Genomic DNA, 19,951 nt, shown 5'->3' on the forward strand with positions numbered 1-19,951 from the left:
TCGCGTTATCGTCGTGCTCACCACCGTCGCTGCTATCTCGCTCAGTCCCGTCGTTCCGCTCGACTGGGCGGCGGCGGACGTCTCTCACCCTGGCGACGCGCGTGACGTCGACGCAGTCGCGACGAACGACGCGTTCGACTACGCGCAAGATGACCACGAGGAGGGCGAGGAGAATGGAGACGAAGAGGGAGAGGAGAATGGAGACGAAGAGGGAGAGGAGAAAGGAGACGAGGAGAGTGAGGGGGACGAGAAGGAGGAGCGGAAGGAAGAGAAGGAGGAACGGAAAGAGGAGAAGGAGGAGCGGAAGGAAGAGCGGGAAGAGGAGAAGGAGGAGCGGAAGAAGTGGTGGAAGGAGAGTGACGGCGAAGACAGCGGCGACGAGGACGAGTTGTGGTTGGACTTTACGGGCACTGTCCCAACACCCATTCCGGACCGGCCCGAGAAGCCGCCTTCGACCCCTCCTGTCACCGTGACAGTGACCCCGCCGACGGCGACTGTGGCGCCTACCTCGGTCCCTACTCCGTCACCGACGCCGACGGAAACGCCAACTGCGACGCTGACGACTACGCCACGGACGACGGCAACGTCACCGACGACCACGGCCATCGGTGGCGGTGCATCGCCGACTGACGACGTGGCGACTACACCGCCGGCGACCGCGCCGCCACCAACGCAGTCGACGACGCAGACGACGAACGAACCGCCCACAAGCACCGCCTCAGGCGACGGCGTCGTCGACGTAACAGTCAACAAGAGCACCGTCCAGGCTGGCAAGCCGGTCGGCGTCGTCGCCACGGTCGCGAACGCCGCCAGCGAGTCCCGGTCGTTCACGCTCGAACTGCACATGTTCGGCGAGGTCATCGCCGTGCGCGACGTCGACGTTCCGGCCGGCGAGACGCGCACCGTGACGTTCGTGCGCGAAATCGAGGCGCCCGGCAAGTACACCGCCGCTGTCGACGGTGTAACGGCGACTGTCGTCGTGGAGAGCGCGCAGTTGAACGACGCCGGCGCCACTACCGACGCGTCCGACCTCGACACGTCCATCCGGACGCCACTCGGAACGCTCCTCCCGCTCGTGGCGCTGGCCGCAGCGCTCGCGCTCGCGTTCCGTCGGTCCTGAGTGCCTGTTTCCGGCTCAAGCGAAGCGAGCCCGCAAAAATTTATGTCGGGAGACCAGCGGTCTCCCGAGCCCTGTAATCGAAAATCTTCGATTTTCGGCATGACGAGCGCGTGAAACTCTCTCGAACCACTTCACTGCGTTCGACGGGACGCTAAAAAGACCGCACCGTCAGCCTTCGAATCCGTCCTCCCAGCGGAACGTCCCGTTGCGCTGGACGACTTCGCCGTCGACCTCGATGTGCGAGTCCTCGCTCATGTCCGTGATCATGTCGACGTGGACGTTCGAGTCGTTGGCCTCGTCGTCGCTGTCCTCGGGGATGTTCGACTCGTACGCGCGCCCGAGTGCGAGGTGGACGGTGTCGCCCATCTTCTCGTCGAAGAGGATGTTGTCCGTGAACTGCTGGATGCCGCGGTTCATCCCGATGCCGAGTTCGCCGAGGCGGCGCGCGCCGTCGTCGGTGTCCAGAATCTCGCCGACGACGTCCTCGTTCTGGCCGGCGCTGTAGTCGACGACCTCGCCGTCCTCGAACGTGAGGTGGACGTCCTGGACGCGCTCCCCGCGGATGGTCATCGGGACGTCGAAGAACACCTCACCCTCGGTGGCGTACGGCGCGGTGAACACCTCGCCCGACGGGAGGTTGTGGGAGTCGTACGCGACCGAAGCGGCGGAGTTCACGGCGACGCGGTCTTTCACCTGCATCGTGATGTCTGTCTGCTCTTTGACGATGCGGACCTCGTTGGCGTCGTCGAGGGTCTCCTTCATGTTCGCCATCTCGTCGGCGAGTTCCTCCCAGTCCCGGAGCACCGCGTCGTAGACGAAGTCGCGGTACGCCTCGTAGGACATGCCGGCCTGCTGGGCGAGCGAGCGCGTCGGGTGGACGGTGCTCACCCAGTCAGTGTCCATGCGCGCTTCGCTGATATCTCGGTTCGCCTCGCTCGCGGCGCGGCGCGTCTCCGGCGGGATGTCGGTGCCCTCGCTCGTGTTCCGTCCGCCACCGATGGAGAGGAAGACGTCGGCGTTCTCCACGAGCGCGAGTTTGTGCTCGGGGTTCTCGTCGAAATCGCCGTCGTGGGCCATCGTGTACGCGCGACCGACCTCCATCGAACTGTACGTCGTCACCAGATTACCGCCACGTTCGCCGACCTTCTCGGCGACCGCGACCGCGAGTTCGTGGGCGTCCGGGCCGACGCTCAATACGACGTTGTCTCCTTCTTCGACGCGCGCGCTCCAGTCGACGAGCACCTCGGCGTGCTCCTCGGTGCGGGGGTCCATACTCGCACTCCCGTGGCCATCCGAAAAGCAATATCGGTCCCGGAATCCGCACTGCCGTTGCTCGCCCTCACTTCCCGTCGGTGAACGCCTCGCGTGCGTCCTGGTAGGCGTCGTCCTCGCGCACCCGGTCGAGGTACTCCTTGTAGATGGCGGCTATCTCGCGTTTCTCCTCGTCGTACCACTTCTGGGGTTCGCGCTCGGTGCCGTCGTCGTCGTGCTTCCGGCCGCCGGGGTACTTCGCGTACCGCAGACTACGCGTCCACCCCATCTGGAGGTACTTGCGCGCCATATCCATCCCCGGGAACTCGCCGCGGTCCCGGTAGGTCTCGTACTGCTCGAAGATGTCGGCGGCGGCCGCCTCGGCGTCGTCGAGGTCCGCGACGGTCCACAGCGACAGAAGCTCGTCCTTGTACGGTTGGACCTTGAACACGCCCTGCTCGCCGCGGCCGACCTCGTACTCCTCGGGGTGTTCCCGGAAGTCCGTGTCGTACTCGGGGCCGTTGGCCATCGCTACTAGTTGGCTCGCGCGCTAGAAAACCGGTTGGGTGGCAGCGCTACTCGTAGACCAGGATGGTGCCGAAGGCGGTCTCGAGCACTTCGACTTCCTCGCCGGACTGCGCTCGGTACTCCTCCTCGATGGTGAGCCAGTCGGCGTCCAGGTCGAAGGACTGCCCGTCGGCCTCAACGGTGACGGTGTCCCCGGAGTGCATCTGGGCCTGGATCTCGGCGGGGTCGGTCTCCTCGAGCGCCTGGAAGACGAGGCCGGCGTCGCTCCGGAACTCGGGGCCGACCTTCGCGTCGTCGGCGTCCGCGTCGACCGGGACGAGTTCCACGTCCGGGCGACCGTCCACGAGTTTGATCGGGGCGTTGACGGCCTCGCTCAGGTCGTACGTGTCGAGGGCGGCGTCGCCGTTCTCGAAGTACAATTCGACGCGCTCGAGGTCGGCGTTCAGCGCCATGCCGCGCTCGGACTTCCACGCGCGGATCGCGCTCGCGGTCTCGGTGATGTGCTCGCCGGCGCTCTCGGCGTCCTCGTCGAGCATGTCGACGGTGGGCCACTCCGCCTCGTGGACGCTCCCCTCGGTGCCGGGGAGCGCGTGCCAGATCTCCTCGGTGGCGTGCGGGCTGAACGGCGAGAGCATCCGCAGCACCGACGTGATGGCGACGTACAGTGTGTGTTCGGCGGCGGCGCGCTCGCCCGGGCGGCCGTTGTACAGGCGCCCCTTCACGAGTTCGACGTAGTCGTCGGCGAGGTCCTCCCACGCGAACTCACGGAGCGTTCGCAGCGCGCTGTCGAACCGGTAGTTCTCCATCTCGGTCTCGACCTCCTCGGTGACGCGCGTCAACTCCGAGAGCAGCCACCGGTCGGCGTCCCGGTACGCCGGATTCTGGACGTCCGCGGTGCGCTCGTCGAAGTGGCCGCCAGCGAACTTCGCGATGTTCCAGAGCTTCGTCAGGAACCGCGAGGCGGACTTGGCCTCCTTCCACTGGAACTGGACGTCGCTGCCGGGTTGGCCGCCCAGCGCCATCGCCTGCCGGAACGCATCCGCGGAGTGTTCCTCGACGACCTCCGTTGGGGAGACCACGTTCCCGCGGGACTTGCTCATCTTGTTGCCGTCCTCGCCGAACACCATCCCGTTGATGAGGACGTCCTCCCAGGGCTTCTCGTCGGTGAGCGCGCCCGTGCGGAGTAGCGTGTAGAACGCCCACGTGCGGATGATGTCGTGGCCCTGCGGGCGCAGGCTGACGGGTTCGAACTCCTCGGCGTCGATCTCCTCGGGCCACCCGGAGATGTGCAGCGGCGTGATCGAGGAGTCCATCCAGGTGTCCATGACGTCCGTTTCGCCGGTCCACGACGACCCCCCGCACTCCGGGCAGTCGCCGACTGCGGGCGACTCCTCGGTCGGGTCGACGGGCACCTCGTCGGTGCTCGCAATGTGCCAGTGGCCACAGTCGTCGCACTCCCAGGCGGGAATCGGCGTGGCGAACACGCGCTGCCGGGAGATGACCCAGTCCCACTCCATGTTCTCGGTCCAGTCGACGAGGCGGTCGTGCATGTGCTCGGGAACCCACTCGACCTCCTCGGCCTTCGACAGCACGAGGTCCTGGTCGACCTCCACGAACCACTGTTCCTTCGAGAGGATCTCGATGGGGGTGTCACACCGCCAGCACGCGCCGACGCTCTGTTCGATGGGTTCGGTGTCGTTCAGGTAGCCCTCGTCGTCGAGGGCCTCGGCGATCTCGCCCTTCGCCTCGTCGATGGAGAGGCCCGCGAACTCGCCGGCGAGGTCGCCGAGGTGGCCGTCCTCGGTGAACACTGGGCGCAGGTCGAGGTCGTACTCGGCCCACCAGTCGACGTCCTGTTTGTCCCCGAACGTACAGATCATGACGGCGCCCGTCCCGAACTCGGGGTCGACGTCGTCGTCCGCGATGAGTTCGACCTCCTGGCCGAACAGCGGCACCTCGAAGGTGTCGCCGACTCGCCCCTCGAAGCGTTCGTCGTCGGGACTCACGGCCATCCCGACGCACGCCGCGAGCAGTTCCGGGCGCGTGGTCGCGATTTCGATGTCGTCGTTGCCGACTCCCGGGAACGTGACGTAGTACAGCGTACCCTCGCGGTCGATGTTCTCGACCTCGGCGTCCGCGATGGCGGTCTCGCAACGCGGACACCAGTTCACGGGGTGTTCGTCCCGGTACACCCAGCCTTCGTCGGTCTGCTCACCGTCGGTTCCCGCGTCGCTCCCGGCCATCTCCACGAACGAGCGCTGGGTCTTTCCCCAGTACTCGGGGTCCATCGTGCGGAACTCCGCGTTCCAGTCCTGAGAGAAGCCGAGTTCCTGCATCGTCTGTTTCATCGACGCGATCTGTTCGTCGGTGTGCTCGACGCACATCTCGCGGAACTCCTGCCGGGAGACGTCCGTGCGGTGGATGCCGTGGTTCTCCTCGACTTTCACCTCGGTCGGGAGGCCGTGGCAGTCCCACCCCTGCGGGAACAGCACGGCGTCGCCCTGGAGGCGGCGGAATCGTGCGACGAAGTCCATGTAACACCAGCCCAGCGCGTTCCCGATGTGGAGATTTCCGGTCGGGTACGGCGGTGGGGTGTCGACGATGTACTGGGTGTCGGACTCGCTCGGGTCGAACTCGTAGACGTCGCTGTCCTGCCAGTCGGCCTGCCACTCGGATTCGATGCGGTCGGGGTCGTAGCTGTCCGGTAACTCTGTCATAGCTGCCTCGGTCGTCGGTCGCGGCGGCGGTGCTGTGCGTGAAAACAGAACTTACGCACGTACTACCGCGAGCTCGACGCGCATACCTGTGGAGAACGGTCGGTCGCTGATAAAGGTTCCCGTACCGTGTGACCGCCCTCCGTACGTACCACGCTCCACCGTTGTCAGTCGTTGCCGCGCCACAATTCGCTAACCCATCACACAGTTTAGGCTGCCCGAAAAACCGACGAGTTTAAATTCTTTAGGGGCACCTAAACGGATATGCGCCGACGAAGTTTCCTCAAGGCCGGCGGCTCCGCGGCCGCCGCAGGACTGCTCGCAGGCTGTACCAGCCCCGTCTCGAACACCGGCAACGGCGGCGACACGTACACCGTCTCGATGACGCCGATGGGCGACGTCGAGTTCTCCGGCGTCCCCGAGAAGGCGGCGGTGTACTGTTCGGGGTACGCGGACATGCTCGTCGCGCTCGGCCACGGCGACGCCATCGCGTCTATCGGCCAGAAAGCCCGCTACCACACCGACGGCTACGACGAACTCGACGGCGTCAGCGTCGACAAATCCAGCATGGTCGACCTCGTCCAGCGCGGCGTCTCCCGGGAGACGTTCCTCGACATCGGCGCCGACGTCAACGTCGTCGACCCGAACTGGCTCACGAACGTCTTCGACCTGAACCAGGACGACGTCGACCAGATCGCAGAACGCACCGGTCCGTTCTTCGGAAACACCATCTTCCGGCGCACGGATGCGTGGCACGACTACGACTACTACACGATGTACGGCGCCTTCGAGAAGGTCGCGCAGGCGTTCAAGGAGACCGACCGCTACGAGTCGTTCAAGTCGTTCCACGACGACACCATCCAGTCCATCTCAGCGGACCTCCCCAGCGAGCGCCCGGGCGCCGCGCTCGTCTGGGGCGGTTCGAACCAGCCTACCTCCTTCTCCCCGTACCTGCTCAGCGGCCAGGGCGCGAACAAGAAGGCGTTCCACGACCTCGGCGTCTCCGACGCGCTCGCCGAAGCCGACGTGCAGGCGCTCAGCACGGGTAACCGCTCGAAGATCGACTACGAGACACTCCTCGACGTCGACCCCGACGCCCTGTTCGTGCGCGGCCACGAGGAAAAGACCCGCCAGGAGTTCCTCGACACCGTCGTCTCGTTCATGCAGGACCACGAGACGGCGAGCCGACTCACCGCCGTCGAGAACGGGAAGGTGTTCCGCGGCGGCCCCATCTACCTCGGCCCCATCCAGCACCTCTTCCTGACCGAGCGCTTCGCGACCAACCTCTACCCCGACACGTACTCCGGGGAACTGTTCGACCGGAGCGAACTCGCGAGCATCATCACGTCGTAGCGGGGGGACTGCACCATCACGCCCTAACGCGGGGTTGGGCCGTCGCGTCGTAACGCGCGCGCTCCACCACCACGCCCTAACGCGAGGGCTGCGTGACGTCTCACGACCCGCCCGTCGCGGCGTAGACGCAACCCTTTTGAATACTTAGGCCGACCTAAACGCTGAACGCAGTCCGAAACAGCCCACTTACTACCGATGACCGACGAACGCTCCGTCCGAGACGTCCTCACCCCCGAATTCGACGCCACACTCACCGGCATCGTCGCCGCGAGCGTCGTCGTCACCGCCCTCGCCGGCCTCGTCCAGGTCCGCTACGGCGGCTACGAGATGCCCCTCGAGACCGCCGTCCGCGCGCTCTTCGACCAGGCGGTCTGGACCAACCCCCGCGTCCTCGCCACCATCGTCCTCGGCGAGAACGCCGCGCGCTTCCTCGGCATCTACGCCGACCTCTCCGTCCTCTCGAACCCCACCATCGTCGTGTGGACCATCCGCCTTCCCCGCGTCCTCGTCGCCGCCTTCGTCGGCCTCAACCTCGCCGTCGCCGGCGCCATCTTTCAGGCCATCACGCGGAACGAACTCGCCAGCCCGTACATTCTGGGTGTTTCCTCCGGCGCCGGCCTCGCCGTCGTCTTCACGCTCGTCTTCTCCATCGGCGCGTACCTCCTCCCGCTCGCCGCCGCGCTCGGCGGCACCGCCGCGTTCGTCCTCGTGTACGCCGTCGCGTGGCGCGGCGGCACCACGCCGGTGCGCCTCGTGCTCGCCGGCGTCGTCGTCGGCACCGTCTTCAACAGCCTGCAAACAGGGCTGTTCTACTTCATCGACAGCAACGGCGTGATGCGCACCGCGGTCGCGTGGCTCGCCGGGTCGCTCATCGGCGTCGACTGGACGCAGGTCCGCATCGCCGCCATCCCCACGCTCGTCGTCGCGCCCGCTGCGATCGTCGTCGCGCGCCAACTCGACGTTCTCCTGCTCGGCGAACGCACCGCGCGCTCGCTGGGCATGTCCGTCGAACGCATGCGCTTTCTGCTGTCCGCGCTCGCCATCTTCGCGACGGCTGCCGCCGTCTCCGTCGCCGGCCTCGTCGGCTTCGTCGGCCTCGTCGTTCCGCACGTCGTGCGCACGTTCGTCGGGAGCGACTACCGACGCCTCGTCACCGGCTGTCTGTTCGTCGGACCAGCGCTCGTCGTCGTCGCCGACGTGATAGCGCGCCTCGGCCTCCCCGGCACCCAGCTTCCGGTGGGCGTCGTCACCGGACTCATCGGCGGCCCGTACTTCCTGGTGCTCCTCCGCCGCACCGGTTCGTTCAACGAGTTCTGACCATGTCACGAGAACCGCTCACCGACGACACCGACGAACCGACCCCCACGGACGGCGAGAACACGACACTCACGGACAGCAGGAACCCGCCTTCCGTGGACAGCGAGAACCTGACCACGGTCACCGAACCCGCCACCGGCGACGCCGCCAGCGCCAAGGGCCGCGTTCACGGCGACGACCCGGTCGACGACGCCGCGCTGTTCGCCACCGACCTCCAGTTGGGCTACGGCGAGGAGGTTGTCGTCGACTGCGAGAACCTCGTCGTCCCGGAGGGCGAGGTCACCGCGCTCGTCGGCCCGAACGGCTCCGGGAAGTCCACGCTCCTCAAGGGCTTCTCCGCGGAACTCGAACCCGAAGCCGGCACCGTCCTCCTCGACGGTGAGTCGGTCCAGCAACGCGCGCCGAAGGACCTCGCGCGTGAACTCGGCCTGCTCGACCAGGAGAACGACGCGCCCGGCGGTCTCACCGTCGAATCCCTCGTTAGTCACGGCCGCTACCCCCACCGGGGGTTCCTCGACCCGATGGACGACGACGACGAGCGCGCCATCGAGCGCGCCATCGAACTCGCGGGCGTCGACTCCATGCGGGACACGCCGCTCGCGGACCTCAGCGGCGGCCAGAAGCAACTCGCGTTCGTCGCCATGACGCTCGCTCAGGAGACCGACGTCCTGCTGCTCGACGAACCCACGACGTACCTCGACCTGCACCACCAGCTCCGCGTGATGGAGGTCGTCCGAACGCTCAACGAGGAGCGCGGCGTCACCGTCTGCGTCGTCCTCCACGACCTCCAGCAGGCCGCCCGCTTCGCGGACTACCTCGTCGCGCTCGACGACGGCTCGGTCTACGACTGGGGGCCCCCCGAGGACGTCGTCACCGAGCAACTGCTCGCGGACGTCTTCGACGTGGACGCCGCCGTCAGCTACGACGACGAACCCCGCATCGTGCCGCGGGAAGCGCTGGACTGACTCCTGGATCCAGTCGCCGACTAGTTCTCCCGTTCCTCGACCTGCGCCCGCAGCGACTCGATTTCCTCCTGTAACTCCCGGCGCGTCGGCGGTTCGTTCTCGTCCTCGACCGCGAACGCGGCTACCGCCAGCACCGTCCCGGACAGCACCAGCGCGGCGAGGATGACGACCGCCGACCCGTTCAATTGCGCGTCCAGCAGGAACGCCAGCAGCACGTCGTTCGCCACGAGGAGGACGACCACGAGCGGGATGGTACGCATGCCTCCAGGGTGCTGGGGAGAACCCTGAAATGTTCCGGTTGGGGGCGGACTCACCGGTCCGACCGGAGTGAGCGAGGGAACTGCCGAAACCGCCTACAACTTCCCGGCTGTCGTCCGAATCGGCCCCAGCGCCTGGCCGCGACCGTAACCGTCTTCGGCAGCGGTGGTATTTCGAAACGTAATGGGAGCGACGGAGGACAGCGTCTTCGACCAGTATCGTGACCGCGTCGACAAGCCGCTCGTGCGCCTGTTCCGGGCGTACGGCGTTCCGGAGTGGCCGTACTTCGCGGCGGGGATGGTGGCGAACGTCGTCGCGCGCATGGCCAGTCTACTGCCACCGCTCGTCCTCGGGGTGGCCATCGACAGCGTGTTCACGGGAGACGCGCCGTTCGACCTGCCGCTCGTCCCCGCGGGGTGGCTGCCGGCAACGGACGCCGCGCAGTTCGAGTTCTCCGCGCTCGTCATCGGCGCGTCGTTCGTCGTCACCGCAGTCTTCACCTACTTCTACGGCGTCAGCGCGAACCTGTTCGCCCACCGCGTGATGCACGAGGTGCGAACGGACTCCTTCGAGAAGATGCAGTCCCTGGACATGACCTTCTTCGACGACAAGCAGACCGGTGAGGTCATGTCCGTGCTGAACAACGACGCCTCGAACCTGGAGGTGTTCCTCGACGACGCGCTCCAGAACTCCGCGCGCCTCGTCGTGATGGTCGCGGGCATCACCGCCATCCTCGTCTACGAGAACTGGCAGTTGGCGGTCGTCACACTCGGCGCGATTCCGCTGATGGTCGTCCTCACCGGCTGGTTCATGAAGCGCGCTGAACCGCGGTACGAGCGCCAGCGCGCCGCCGTCGGCAACCTCAACACGCGCCTCGAGAACAGCCTCTCGGGCGTCGAACTCGTGAAGACCAGCGCCGCCGAGGACCACGAAACAGAGCGCGTGCGCTCTGCGTCCTACCGGTTCTTCCGGGACACGATGGACGTGCTCCGCCTGAGCTACGTCTACCGCCCCGGGATGGAACTGCTCGCCGGCATCTCCTTCGCCGTGACGTTCGCCGTCGGCGGGTTCTGGCTGCTGTACGGCGCGCCCGGCCCGCTCACCGGGACCCTCTCGCCCGGCGCGTTCGTGACGTTCATCTTCCTCACGCAGCGCTTCGTCACGCCGCTCGCGGAGGTGTCGAACATCGTCGACCAGTACGAGAACGCGAAGGCGTCTTCGGCCCGCGTGTTCGGCCTGATGGACGTCCCCGCGAGGGTCACCGACGCCCCCGACGCCACCGAACTCACGGACGTCGAGGGCCGCGTCGAGTACGACGACGTGACCTTCGGCTACGAGTCCGACGAAGACGTCATCCACGACGTCTCCTTCGAGGCCGAATCCGGTGACACCGTCGCGCTCGTCGGCCCGACGGGTGCCGGGAAGTCCACGCTCTGCAAACTCCTGATGCGGATGTACGACGTGAACTCGGGCGCCGTCAGCGTTGACGGCCACGACGTGCGCGAGGTCACGCTCGACAGTCTCCGCGAGCACGTCGGCTACGTCAGCCAGGACACCTTCCTCTTCGACGGCACCATCGCGGAGAACGTGAAGTACGGCCAGTTCGACGCTTCCCGCGACGCCGTCGTCGAAGCCGCGAAGGCCGCCGACGCCCACGAGTTCGTCCACGAGTTGTTCGACGGCTACGACACCGAGGTCGGCGAGCGCGGCGTGAAACTGTCGGGCGGCCAGCGTCAGCGCATCGCCATCGCGCGCGCCATCCTCCAGGACCCCGAGGTACTGGTGTTCGACGAAGCCACCAGCGACGTGGACACCGAGACGGAACTCCGCATCCAGGAGAGCCTCGACGACCTCGCGGCCGACCGGACCGCCGTCGTCATCGCCCACCGCCTCTCCACCGTCCAGAATGCCGACCAGATCCTCGTCGTGGAGGACGGCCGCATCGCAGAGCGGGGCACCCACGACGACCTCCTCGAGAAGAACGGGCGGTACGCCGACCTCTGGAACGTGCAGGCCGGCCTCATCGAACAGTAACTCCGCCCAACCGCGCACTCTCCTTGCAGAACCGCTTCCGATGCTAAACTACTGTTTCGCCGCGTTCGCGTTCGTCTCGGTGGCGTTTTGCTGTCGGCGCCGGTAGCTCGCGCCGATGTTCCGTGACGCGTTGTACGCCGCGTGATTCTGGAACCCACACTCCAGGCATTCGAAGCGCTCGCCGTCGTGATTGTCCTCGTGCTCGAACCCGCACGTCGAACACCGGTGTGCCGCGCTCTCGGACGTCACCCGCGCGACCTCGACTCCGTGCTCGGCGGCCCTGTACTCGACGTACTGGCGCAACAACTTGGACGTCGTAGCGCTCGCCCCGGTGCCGGCCTCACTGTCGTGGGTTACGTCCTCGAAGACGATGTGCGAACAGCCGTGCTCGACGGCCGCTGTGACGAGTTCGTTCCCGACGCGATGGAGGTACAACTCGGCCCGGCCATACTCGTTGGTCCCCTTCTCGACCGCACTGTTGGCCTCCTCGACCGCACCGTTTGTCTCATTCTCGACCGCGCTGTCCATCGATTTCACGCCACTACCCGTCGGCGATTGGCTGTCTCCCGCCGGTGCCACGCACCCGTTGGCTAACCCGTCCGTCGACCAGAACGTCCCGTCCGACGCCACTGCCACGTTCTCCTCGCCCACTTCGACGCCGAGCGCCGTTCCGTGTTCGCCGTCGGACTCGAGAGCGCTCGCATCGACGCGGACGGTCGACGCGTGCAGGTACCAGTCACCGTCGCGGCACTCGAGGTGCCCGCCGCGGAACTCGCAGCGTTCGTCTGCGAGGCGGTCCAGGGTCTCCTCGACGTTCGTCGAGTGTACGAAGTCACACGACGCGCGCCCGTCCGTCGTCGCGAGCGACGCGCCCTCCCGGTCGAGGTCCGCGTCGCGTTCGTCGTACACAGCTAGTCCGGACGCGAAACCCGGCCGACCGACCCGTTCCCCGTCGTTCAGTCGCGCGACACTGCTCTTGACGGCCTCGACGCCGCGCCGAACCGCCTGCTGGACGAGGTTCGGTGGTAGCGCTGTCTCCCGTCGGAAGCGGCGGAACAGTCGCCGTTCGGCGTCGGCGATTCGGGTAACGGTGTGGCCGCCATCGTCGGCCCAGCACCACTCCGCCGTGGCGTTCGCGCAGTACTCGAACTGCGCGACCGTCTCCTGTAGCAGTCGGTCCGCGTCGGCAGAAACGTCGAGTTCGATCGCGGTCGTACGGCGGTCTTCCACTGGATACCGTGAATAGGCGCGGATTACTTAGTGATTGTGAGTCGTTTCTCCGGCTCAACATGTGTCAAACGCCCGGTCGACGTACTCGCACTCGCCGGGGCACCATCGGCGTTTTACTCCGGTTACTCCCGTGAAACGCCGGCTTACTCTCCGTGATTGGGTACGCCTGCTCGTTTTCCGTGGCTCTGCGCTCGTCCACTTCCTTCGTGGACTGCCTCGCGGGTACGCTGCTCACGACTCGTTCCGCTCGCCGTTCTGCGGCCTCTCCCTGATCGGCCGCACGCTCCCCGCTCGCGATAACGTGGCCTCCCTGCGGTCGGCCACGCCAACCGCAACCCCTACCTACCACGCCGCGGACGCTCTCGTATGGAACTCGGAGTCGTCGGCCTCGGCCGCATGGGACGCATCGTCGTCGACCGGTGTCTCGACGCCGGCCACGACGTGGTCGCCTTCGACATCGATTCGGACGCACGCGACGAGGCGGCGGACGCCGGCGCGCGAACCGCGGACTCGCTCGCCGCGCTCGCCGACGCACTCGGCGAGAAGAAACGCATCTGGCTGATGGTGCCCGCGGGCGACCCCGTGGACGCCGCGCTCGACGAACTCGAAGACCACCTGACCGAGAACGACGTGGTCGTGGACGGCGGGAACAGTCACTTCGAGGAGTCGACGCGGCGCGCGGCGTCCTGCCCTGCGGCCTACCTCGACTGCGGGACGTCGGGCGGCCCCGCGGGCGCGGAACTCGGCTTCTCGCTGATGGTCGGCGGTCCCGAGTGGGGGTACGACGAACTGACGCCCGTCTTCGACGCCGTCGCCACCGGACCCGACGGCCACGACCGAATGGGTCCCGCGGGCTCGGGGCACTACGTGAAGATGGTCCACAACGGCGTCGAGTACGCACTCATGCAGACCTACGGCGAGGGCTTCGAGTTGCTCCACGAGGGCCGCTACGACCTCGACCTCGAGGCTGTCGCGCGAACGTGGAACAACGGCGCAGTCATCCGCTCGTGGCTGCTGGAACTCTGCGAAGAGGCGTTCCGTGAGGAGGGCGGCGACCTCGACACTGTCGCGGACCACGTCGCCGGCGGTTCGACGGGCACGTGGACGGTCCAGGAGTCTCTCGAACAGGAGGTTCCGCTGCCGCTTATCTACCAGGCGCTCGCGGAGCGCTTCGGCTCCCGGGCGTCGGGCGATGGCGAGGGCCGGTTCTCACGGCGACTGGTGAACCGGCTGCGGTACGGATTCGGTCGGCACGAAGTGGAGCGTCAGGAGTAGTCGGCTTGACGGACGGGTGTGGTGGGTCCGGTGAACCGGTCAGTTCTGTTCGTACTCGATTTCTTCGGCCACCTGGTCGGCAATCTCGCTCCCGCACTCCGCTTCGACGACGTGGAGCGCCAGGTCGATGCCCGCCGTGACGCCGCCCGCGGTCAGCACGTCGCCGTCGTCGACGACGCGGTCCTCGAGCACGTCGGCGCCGTAGTCCGCGAGGTCGTCACGGGCGGTGTGGTGCGTTGTCGCCGGACGACCGTTGAGGAGGCCGCCTTCCGCCGCGATGAGTGCGCCCGTGCAGACAGTCGCGATTCTCGCGCCGGCGTCGTGGAGCGTGGCGAGGCGCTCGGGGAGGGTTCCGTCCTGGACTTCCGCCCACGCGCCCGCGTCGCTCTCGTCGTTCCACCCGCCGCCGGGAACCAGCACGAGGTCCGGCGTGCCGAGCAACACGTCGTCGGGTTCCACGCGCAGGCCGTGGCTCGCAGTGACTGACTCCGACGGCACGAGCGTTCGGAGGGCAGTGTCCACATCACCGCCGAAATCGGCGGCCGTCCGGAGCACCTCGTAGGGGCCGATTGCGTCGAGTTCGTCGAACCCCTCGTAGAGCAGGATGGCGACGTCCATACCGGCGCGACGGGACCCCTCCTCAAAACTCGCCCGAAGCGGCCGCGGGGCAACTGGAACGCGCCAGTGGGCCTGGAACGCGTCAGCGGAACTTGGAACGCGCCAGTGAGAACTTAGAACACGTCAGCAGAGCCAGAAGAGGGTGCGCTGTAACCGTCCACGGGCCGGCGACGGGGACGCCGTCGGGTGCAATCACAATACTGTTAAGCAGGCCTTCCGTACCGCCGAGCATGGTAGACACACTGGGACTGGTGCTCGGTCTCGGCGGCGCGCTCACGTTCGTCGCGCTCCACTTCCTCAAGGGCACCGAGAAGCCCACCCCGGAGGACATCGCCCAGGAGGTGCTCGAACACCGCGCCTCCACCGTCTCGGAGACGGACTTTCCGGAACCCTACAACCGCTCCATCGGCGGTGGCGGCGGCGCGGGTGCCATCGCTGGCGGCGGTGCGGAGGGCGAACTCGAGGGGGGCGAGGAGGAAGACGAGGGCTTCGACCCCGAAGCCATCCCGGAGGACGAGGTCGAGTACTTCGACGTCGAGTTCGTGAAGGAGGGCGAAACCATCGAAGTCGCGAACAACGAGAACCTCCTCGACGCCGGCGAGGACGAGGATTGGGATCTCCCCTACGCCTGCCGGCAGGGCCAGTGCCTCTCCTGTGGCGGCCGCGTCGCCGACGGCAGCGACGCCCACGACTTCGTCGAGCACTCGAACAACGAGACGCTGAGCGACGACGAGATGGAGAAGGGGTACATGCTCACCTGCACCGCCTACCCGACGACGGACTTCTCCCTCGAGACGAACGAGACGCCGTAACCCGGCCGTCGCTTCGTTCTCTGGTGTCCTGATTCCCGGTAACACGTTCGCTTTGCCGGTTTTTCTGAAGTCGGCAGCTTCAAAACGGCCGCGTGCCGACGATTCGTAGTGACCGAAACGCAGTCGGCCGACGGCATCACGGAGGGCGACCTCGTGAAGCCGATGATCCGGCTAGCCTGGCCGATGATCGTCATCCAGCTTCTCCAGGTGGCGTACAACCTCGCGGACACGTTCTGGCTGGGCCGGTACTCCAGTAACGCGGTCGCTGCGATCAGCATCGCGTTCCCGCTCATCTTCTTCCTCATCTCCGTCGGCGGCGGGTTCACTACCGCCGGTTCCATCCTCGTCGCGCAGTTCACGGGCGCGGACAGCGAGCAGTCCGCGGGCAAAGTCGCCGCGCAGACGATGGGGTTCGTCACCACCCTCGCGCTCGTCTTCGGCGTCGTCGGCCACTTCATCGCTGACGAGATGCTCGGCGTCCTCCCCGCCAACCCCGAGACGGCACTGCAGGTCATCCCGATGGCCGCCGACTACATGAGCGTCTTCTTCCTCGGGATGCCCGCGCTGTTCGGCTTCTTCGTGTTCTCCTCGCTGATGCGCGGCTACGGCAACACCCGCACGCCGATGCTCGTGATGTTCGTCAGCGTCCTGCTGAACGTCGTCCTCGACCCGTTCCTCATCTTTGGCTGGTGGGTGTTCCCGCAACTCGGCATCCAGGGCGCCGCCGTCGCCACCATCTTCGCTCGCGCCGTCGCCGCGCTCATCGGCGTCTACGTCCTGTTCTTCACGACTGCGGGACCGAACGTCGAACTCGAGCACTTCGTCCCCGACTTCTCGCTCGTCTCGCGCATCGTTCGCGTCGGAACCCCGTCTGCCGCCGAGCAGTCCACGAGCGCGCTCGCCATGATCACGCTGACCGCGATGGTCGCCTCCTTCCCGCCCGCCGTCGTCGCCGCGTTCGGCCTCGGCAACCGCCTCATCTCGCTCGTGTTCCTCCCAGCGATGGGGCTCGGGCGCGCCACCAACACCATGGTCGGCCAGAACCTCGGCGCGGAGAAGGCAGCGCGGGCCGAGCGCGCCGTCCGGATCGCGGTGAAAGTCGCCGCCGGCGTGTTGCTCTGTATCGCCGTCATCGCCGCCATCTTCGCCGGCCCCATCGTCTCCGTGTTCCTCGGCCCGAACACCGAGAACGCCGCGCTCGTCGTCGAGTACGGCGCTATGTACGTTCGCATCCGCACCGTCGAGTTCGTCTTCATCGGCGTGCTCCAGGTGCTCCTCGGCGCGTTCCGCGGCGCCGGCAACACCAAGACCGCGATGGGCATCTCGATGGTGACGCTGTGGCTCGGCCGCGTCCCCACCGTCTACTTCTTCGCGTTCGTGCTCGCGTGGGGCGCCACCGGCATCTGGGTCGGCATGGCCCTCGGGAACATCGCGGGCGCCATCGTCGCCGCCGCGTGGTTCAAGCGCGGCACCTGGAAACAGGCCATCGTCGACCGCGAATCGCCCGCTCCAGCGACCGACTGACTCGCAATCGTTTTACCGGCACTGCCCCATGGTTGCAGCGTGGGCGCGTAGCTCAGTGGACAGAGCACTTGGTTCCGGACCAAGATGTCAGGGGTTCAAATCCCTTCGCGCCCGTGTACCTTTTTACTTCGTCGGGTTTCCTCACTCGCTTCGCTCGCTGCGGGAACCTCTCCTCGTAAAAATCTACGCTAAAAACGTCCCGCGCTCACTCCGTTCGCGCGGTGAATCGCGCCTCCGGCGCGAATGCTGACGGTTCCTCGCCGCTAACCGCGCCGACGCGTCCGCTACTCGTCCCGAAGTTCCTCGGCGATGGTCTGGAGTTCGGCCTTCCGGAAGGCGCTCTCGGCCTGCTCGGGGTCGTCCTCGTCCAGCACGCCGATTTTCCAGAGGACGCCCGCCCGCATCTCGGACTTCGGGGGAAGGTGGTTCGCGTCGACGTCGTAGTCCACGGCGTCACAGATCGCCGCGAGGGCTTCCTTCGTGAACGCAGTCGACTCGACGCGTTCGTATCGGCCCACCGACTGTCGAATCTCGTTGCGGAGGTCGTCGACGGTTTTCGCCATACGTTCCGTGCGTTCGGGTCCGTTCTGTAGGTTGCGGTCGTCCGGTCGACAGCCGACGCGAGCGTTACGCCGTGGTGAACGTGAAGTAGTCCTGGGCGCCCGTCACGACGACGGAGACGCGCGTGGTCTCGTTCGACGGCAGGGAGACGTTCGTGCGAACGCGGAGGAGCGCGCCGGTGTGCCACTCGTCGCCGTCGCCGAGAACCGTGGTCCGCACGTCGGTCTGGTAGGTGCCGTTTACGAGCACCGCGACGTCGTCGGGGGCGTGGGGAAGCGGGTCGGCGCCGACGTTCTTGACGTAGAGTTCGAGCGTGTTCGAGGTGTTGTTGTAGACCGCGGTCGGACTCTCCGGGTCGCTAACGACGCTGATTGCGGCGTCCACCTGCTCGCTCTGGGCCTGACTGTTCGCTTCGATCGCGTCACCGACGCGCGCCGAACTCTGTAGCATCGTGCCGGCGAGCGCGCCGGACACGACGATGGCGGCGATGAACAGCACGAGGTGGGTTGCGGAGACGGACGGCATTCAGACGCGTCCCCTGGCGCGGACGGCCATGGTGCCAGGTGTGGCGGGGAACGCTTGAATGTTGGTCACTCCTGGCCGGTTTCCTGCACCCATCTGCAAGTGTGCTTGTCACCACCTGTACCACAAGTGTCAATGTTTATGTGGGAGGGGGATGATGAATGATGCAGGACGATGCACGGGGGGAGACGGGAACAGACGAACCACGTACTCGTCGCCGAATCCGGGGTGACTGCCATGGGGGCAGACGTACCCCGAACGCCGAACTCGCTGGGTGTAACGTTCGGCGTCGACGCCGAGCAGTGGCTCGGCAACTGGCAGGCCGGTGCGGACCGCGTCGCCGTCGTGAGTGCTGGGGAGCGCTCGCGAACGACGGCGAGTGTCGCGGGCGGCGACGACGTCGTTGCGGAGCTGACCGGCGCCGTGGAGACGGTTCCGGAAACGAGCGACGTGAGCGTGGTCGGGGAACTGGTCAACGAGTATCTCGTGAAGTGGCGCGGCGACGGTGACACCACGGTGTACGTGGACGACCTGACGACGCTGCTCGATTCGGTGTCCGCGGAGACGGCGTTCCGGTTCGTACACGCGCTGCTCGCTCGCGCAACCGCGACTGACGCTCGCGTCGTCGTGAGCATGGACGGCGACGCGCACGCGCCACACGTCGTCGGGACGTTCGAAGCGCTCTTCGAGGACGTACGCCGATAGCGAATCCGGAGTTCAGAGCCATCCTTCTCGCCGGAAGTATCCGACCAGTACGGCCGCCATCGCGGCCATTCCCGCCATCACCGCCGGGTACCCGTACCGCCACTCCAGTTCCGGCATGTTGAACGGACTACCGGCGAAGTTCATCCCGTAGACGCCGGCGACGAACGTCAGCGGCAGGATGATGGTGGCGACGACGGTGAGTTTCTTCATCACGTCGTTCGTGGAGATGGAGAGCGCGTTCAGGTAGACGTCCCGCGCACCGCTCGCGAGGTCTCGATACGTCTCCGTGAGGTCGACGAGTTGGACGGCGTGGTCGTAGACGTCCCGGTAGTATTTCTCGGTCTCGTCGCTGACCTGGACGGGGTCACCGCGCGCGAGCGTTCCCAGAGCGTCCCGCGTCGGCCACAGCAGCCGGCGCACCGACAGCAAGTCCCGGCGAACGCTGTTGAGTCGCTCGAGGACGTCCGTCCCGCTGGCGGCCACGACGGTTTCTTCGACGGTTTCGATGTCGTCCTCGATGGCGTCGAGGATGCCGAAGTAGTCGTCGACGATGCGGTCGATGATTCGGTACGCGGTGAAGTCCGGGCCGCGCGCGAGCAGGCGCGGTTCCTCGCGCCCGACCTGCTCCCAGACGGTGTCGAGGGCGTCGACGCGCTGCGGTTCGACTGTGAGAACCCAGTCGTCGCCGAGGAAGATGCCGACCTGACGGACGGCCAGTTCCTCTGCGAACGCGACGTCGCCGCGCCGCAGCGACGCGCTCTTCACGAGCACGAACGTGTGCTCGGGGAACTCCTCGACCTTCGGACGAACGTCCCCCATCACGTCCTCGACGGAGAGCGAGTGGACGTCGTAGGCGTCCGCGACGGTGGCGAGTTCTTCGCCGGTCGGGTCGGCGACGCGAACCCACGTGGTGCCGGGTGCGTACCGGGCCTCGATAGGGTCCTCGCGATTCTCGATGGTGTCCGGCGTGTACACGACGGTTTCGACGGTCATGGGGTCGACACCCCTCCGTTGATGGCGACCAGTGTGAGGCCGACGATCACTGCGGTGACGCTGAACGCTCGACCCGGATACGGCGTAGCGACGCCGGCGACGTAGCCCGCGACGCCGAGGGTGGTGAGTGCCACGCCGAGCGCCCGCGTCCGATGCATACCGGACGCACTC

The 19,951-nt window shown here is 66.7% G+C and carries 19 protein-coding genes and 1 tRNA gene; 10 read left to right on the forward strand and 10 right to left on the reverse strand.

All coding sequences use genetic code 11. The features are described from left to right. The first annotated feature begins 13 nt into the window (after positions 1–13). The gene (locus LT970_RS00650) at positions 14–1,120 is read left to right on the forward strand and encodes a hypothetical protein (RefSeq protein ID WP_232687039.1); all 1,107 of its coding nucleotides are present in this window, start codon (positions 14–16) and stop codon (positions 1,118–1,120) included. 168 nt (positions 1,121–1,288) lie between these two features. Here the strand turns inward: LT970_RS00650 and LT970_RS00655 are convergent, their stop codons facing one another. From LT970_RS00655 to LT970_RS00665, 3 genes are all read right to left on the reverse strand, one after another. Continuing rightward, a complete protein-coding gene (locus LT970_RS00655; RefSeq protein WP_232687040.1) occupies positions 1,289–2,392 on the reverse strand; it encodes an aminopeptidase in 1,104 nt (367 codons plus the stop codon). Positions 2,393–2,459: 67 nt separating this feature from the next. Then, positions 2,460–2,900 carry a DUF4385 family protein gene (locus LT970_RS00660; RefSeq protein WP_232687041.1) on the reverse strand — a complete coding sequence of 147 codons (441 nt, stop codon included), beginning with the start codon at positions 2,898–2,900 and terminating at the stop codon, positions 2,460–2,462. A gap of 46 nt (positions 2,901–2,946) precedes the next feature. Then, complete coding sequence (locus LT970_RS00665; RefSeq protein WP_232687042.1) at positions 2,947–5,616, reverse strand: valine--tRNA ligase; 2,670 nt, start codon at positions 5,614–5,616, stop codon at positions 2,947–2,949. 261 nt (positions 5,617–5,877) lie between these two features. On the opposite strand from LT970_RS00665, the gene LT970_RS00670 reads away from it, so the two are divergent. The 3 genes from LT970_RS00670 to LT970_RS00680 all read left to right on the forward strand — a co-directional run bounded on the left by LT970_RS00670 (position 5,878) and on the right by LT970_RS00680 (position 9,248). Further along, a complete protein-coding gene (locus LT970_RS00670) occupies positions 5,878–6,966 on the forward strand; it encodes an ABC transporter substrate-binding protein (RefSeq protein WP_232687043.1) in 1,089 nt (362 codons plus the stop codon). A 195-nt stretch (positions 6,967–7,161) separates the two neighbouring features. Beyond that, positions 7,162–8,283 (forward strand): FecCD family ABC transporter permease, encoded by a 1,122-nt coding sequence (locus tag LT970_RS00675; protein WP_232687044.1) that lies wholly within the window; start codon positions 7,162–7,164, stop codon positions 8,281–8,283. A 2-nt stretch (positions 8,284–8,285) separates the two neighbouring features. Then, complete coding sequence (locus tag LT970_RS00680) at positions 8,286–9,248, forward strand: ABC transporter ATP-binding protein (RefSeq protein ID WP_232687045.1); 963 nt, start codon at positions 8,286–8,288, stop codon at positions 9,246–9,248. Positions 9,249–9,268: 20 nt separating this feature from the next. Here LT970_RS00680 and LT970_RS00685 read toward each other — a convergent pair whose 3' ends face one another. Then, the gene (locus LT970_RS00685) at positions 9,269–9,508 is read right to left on the reverse strand and encodes a hypothetical protein (RefSeq protein ID WP_232687046.1); all 240 of its coding nucleotides are present in this window, start codon (positions 9,506–9,508) and stop codon (positions 9,269–9,271) included. 181 nt (positions 9,509–9,689) lie between these two features. Between LT970_RS00685 and LT970_RS00690 the strand changes: the two genes are divergently transcribed. Continuing rightward, entirely contained in the window at positions 9,690–11,540 is a 1,851-nt protein-coding gene (locus LT970_RS00690; protein WP_232687047.1) for an ABC transporter ATP-binding protein, read from the forward strand. A gap of 48 nt (positions 11,541–11,588) precedes the next feature. On the opposite strand, the gene LT970_RS00695 is transcribed toward LT970_RS00690, so the two are convergent. Continuing rightward, positions 11,589–12,770 (reverse strand): transposase, encoded by a 1,182-nt coding sequence (locus LT970_RS00695; protein WP_232687048.1) that lies wholly within the window; start codon positions 12,768–12,770, stop codon positions 11,589–11,591. A gap of 366 nt (positions 12,771–13,136) precedes the next feature. Here LT970_RS00695 and LT970_RS00700 point away from each other — a divergent pair, with 366 nt between their 5' ends. Then, a complete protein-coding gene (locus LT970_RS00700) occupies positions 13,137–14,045 on the forward strand; it encodes a decarboxylating 6-phosphogluconate dehydrogenase (protein WP_232687049.1) in 909 nt (302 codons plus the stop codon). Positions 14,046–14,084: 39 nt separating this feature from the next. On the opposite strand, the gene LT970_RS00705 is transcribed toward LT970_RS00700, so the two are convergent. Continuing rightward, positions 14,085–14,663 (reverse strand): DJ-1/PfpI family protein, encoded by a 579-nt coding sequence (locus tag LT970_RS00705; protein WP_232687050.1) that lies wholly within the window; start codon positions 14,661–14,663, stop codon positions 14,085–14,087. A 230-nt stretch (positions 14,664–14,893) separates the two neighbouring features. Between LT970_RS00705 and LT970_RS00710 the strand changes: the two genes are divergently transcribed. From LT970_RS00710 to LT970_RS00720, 3 genes are all read left to right on the forward strand, one after another. Next, complete coding sequence (locus tag LT970_RS00710; RefSeq protein WP_232687051.1) at positions 14,894–15,475, forward strand: 2Fe-2S iron-sulfur cluster-binding protein; 582 nt, start codon at positions 14,894–14,896, stop codon at positions 15,473–15,475. 162 nt (positions 15,476–15,637) lie between these two features. Continuing rightward, positions 15,638–16,999, forward strand: a complete 1,362-nt coding sequence (locus LT970_RS00715; RefSeq protein ID WP_232688663.1) for an MATE family efflux transporter — start codon at positions 15,638–15,640, stop codon at positions 16,997–16,999. 41 nt (positions 17,000–17,040) lie between these two features. Beyond that, a tRNA-Arg gene (locus LT970_RS00720) sits at positions 17,041–17,113 on the forward strand. A gap of 170 nt (positions 17,114–17,283) precedes the next feature. Here the strand turns inward: LT970_RS00720 and LT970_RS00725 are convergent. Then, positions 17,284–17,562: a hypothetical protein gene (locus LT970_RS00725; RefSeq protein ID WP_232687052.1), complete on the reverse strand. Its 279-nt coding sequence runs from the start codon at positions 17,560–17,562 to the stop codon at positions 17,284–17,286. Positions 17,563–17,626: 64 nt separating this feature from the next. Beyond that, positions 17,627–18,085 (reverse strand): archaellum stator protein ArlG, encoded by a 459-nt coding sequence (gene arlG, locus LT970_RS00730; RefSeq protein ID WP_232687053.1) that lies wholly within the window; start codon positions 18,083–18,085, stop codon positions 17,627–17,629. A gap of 234 nt (positions 18,086–18,319) precedes the next feature. Here arlG and LT970_RS00735 point away from each other — a divergent pair, with 234 nt between their 5' ends. Further along, positions 18,320–18,787 carry a DUF7504 family protein gene (locus tag LT970_RS00735; protein WP_232687054.1) on the forward strand — a complete coding sequence of 156 codons (468 nt, stop codon included), beginning with the start codon at positions 18,320–18,322 and terminating at the stop codon, positions 18,785–18,787. Positions 18,788–18,799: 12 nt separating this feature from the next. Here LT970_RS00735 and corA read toward each other — a convergent pair whose 3' ends face one another. Beyond that, positions 18,800–19,780, reverse strand: a complete 981-nt coding sequence (gene corA, locus LT970_RS00740) for a magnesium/cobalt transporter CorA (protein ID WP_232687055.1) — start codon at positions 19,778–19,780, stop codon at positions 18,800–18,802. Further along, positions 19,777–19,938 (reverse strand): hypothetical protein, encoded by a 162-nt coding sequence (locus LT970_RS00745; RefSeq protein ID WP_232687056.1) that lies wholly within the window; start codon positions 19,936–19,938, stop codon positions 19,777–19,779. The genes corA and LT970_RS00745 overlap by 4 nt, the downstream gene beginning before the upstream one ends. Positions 19,939–19,951 lie beyond the last annotated feature (13 nt).

It is taken from the genome of Halobacterium zhouii (assembly GCF_021249405.1).
Lineage (GTDB): Archaea > Halobacteriota > Halobacteria > Halobacteriales > Halobacteriaceae > Halobacterium > Halobacterium zhouii.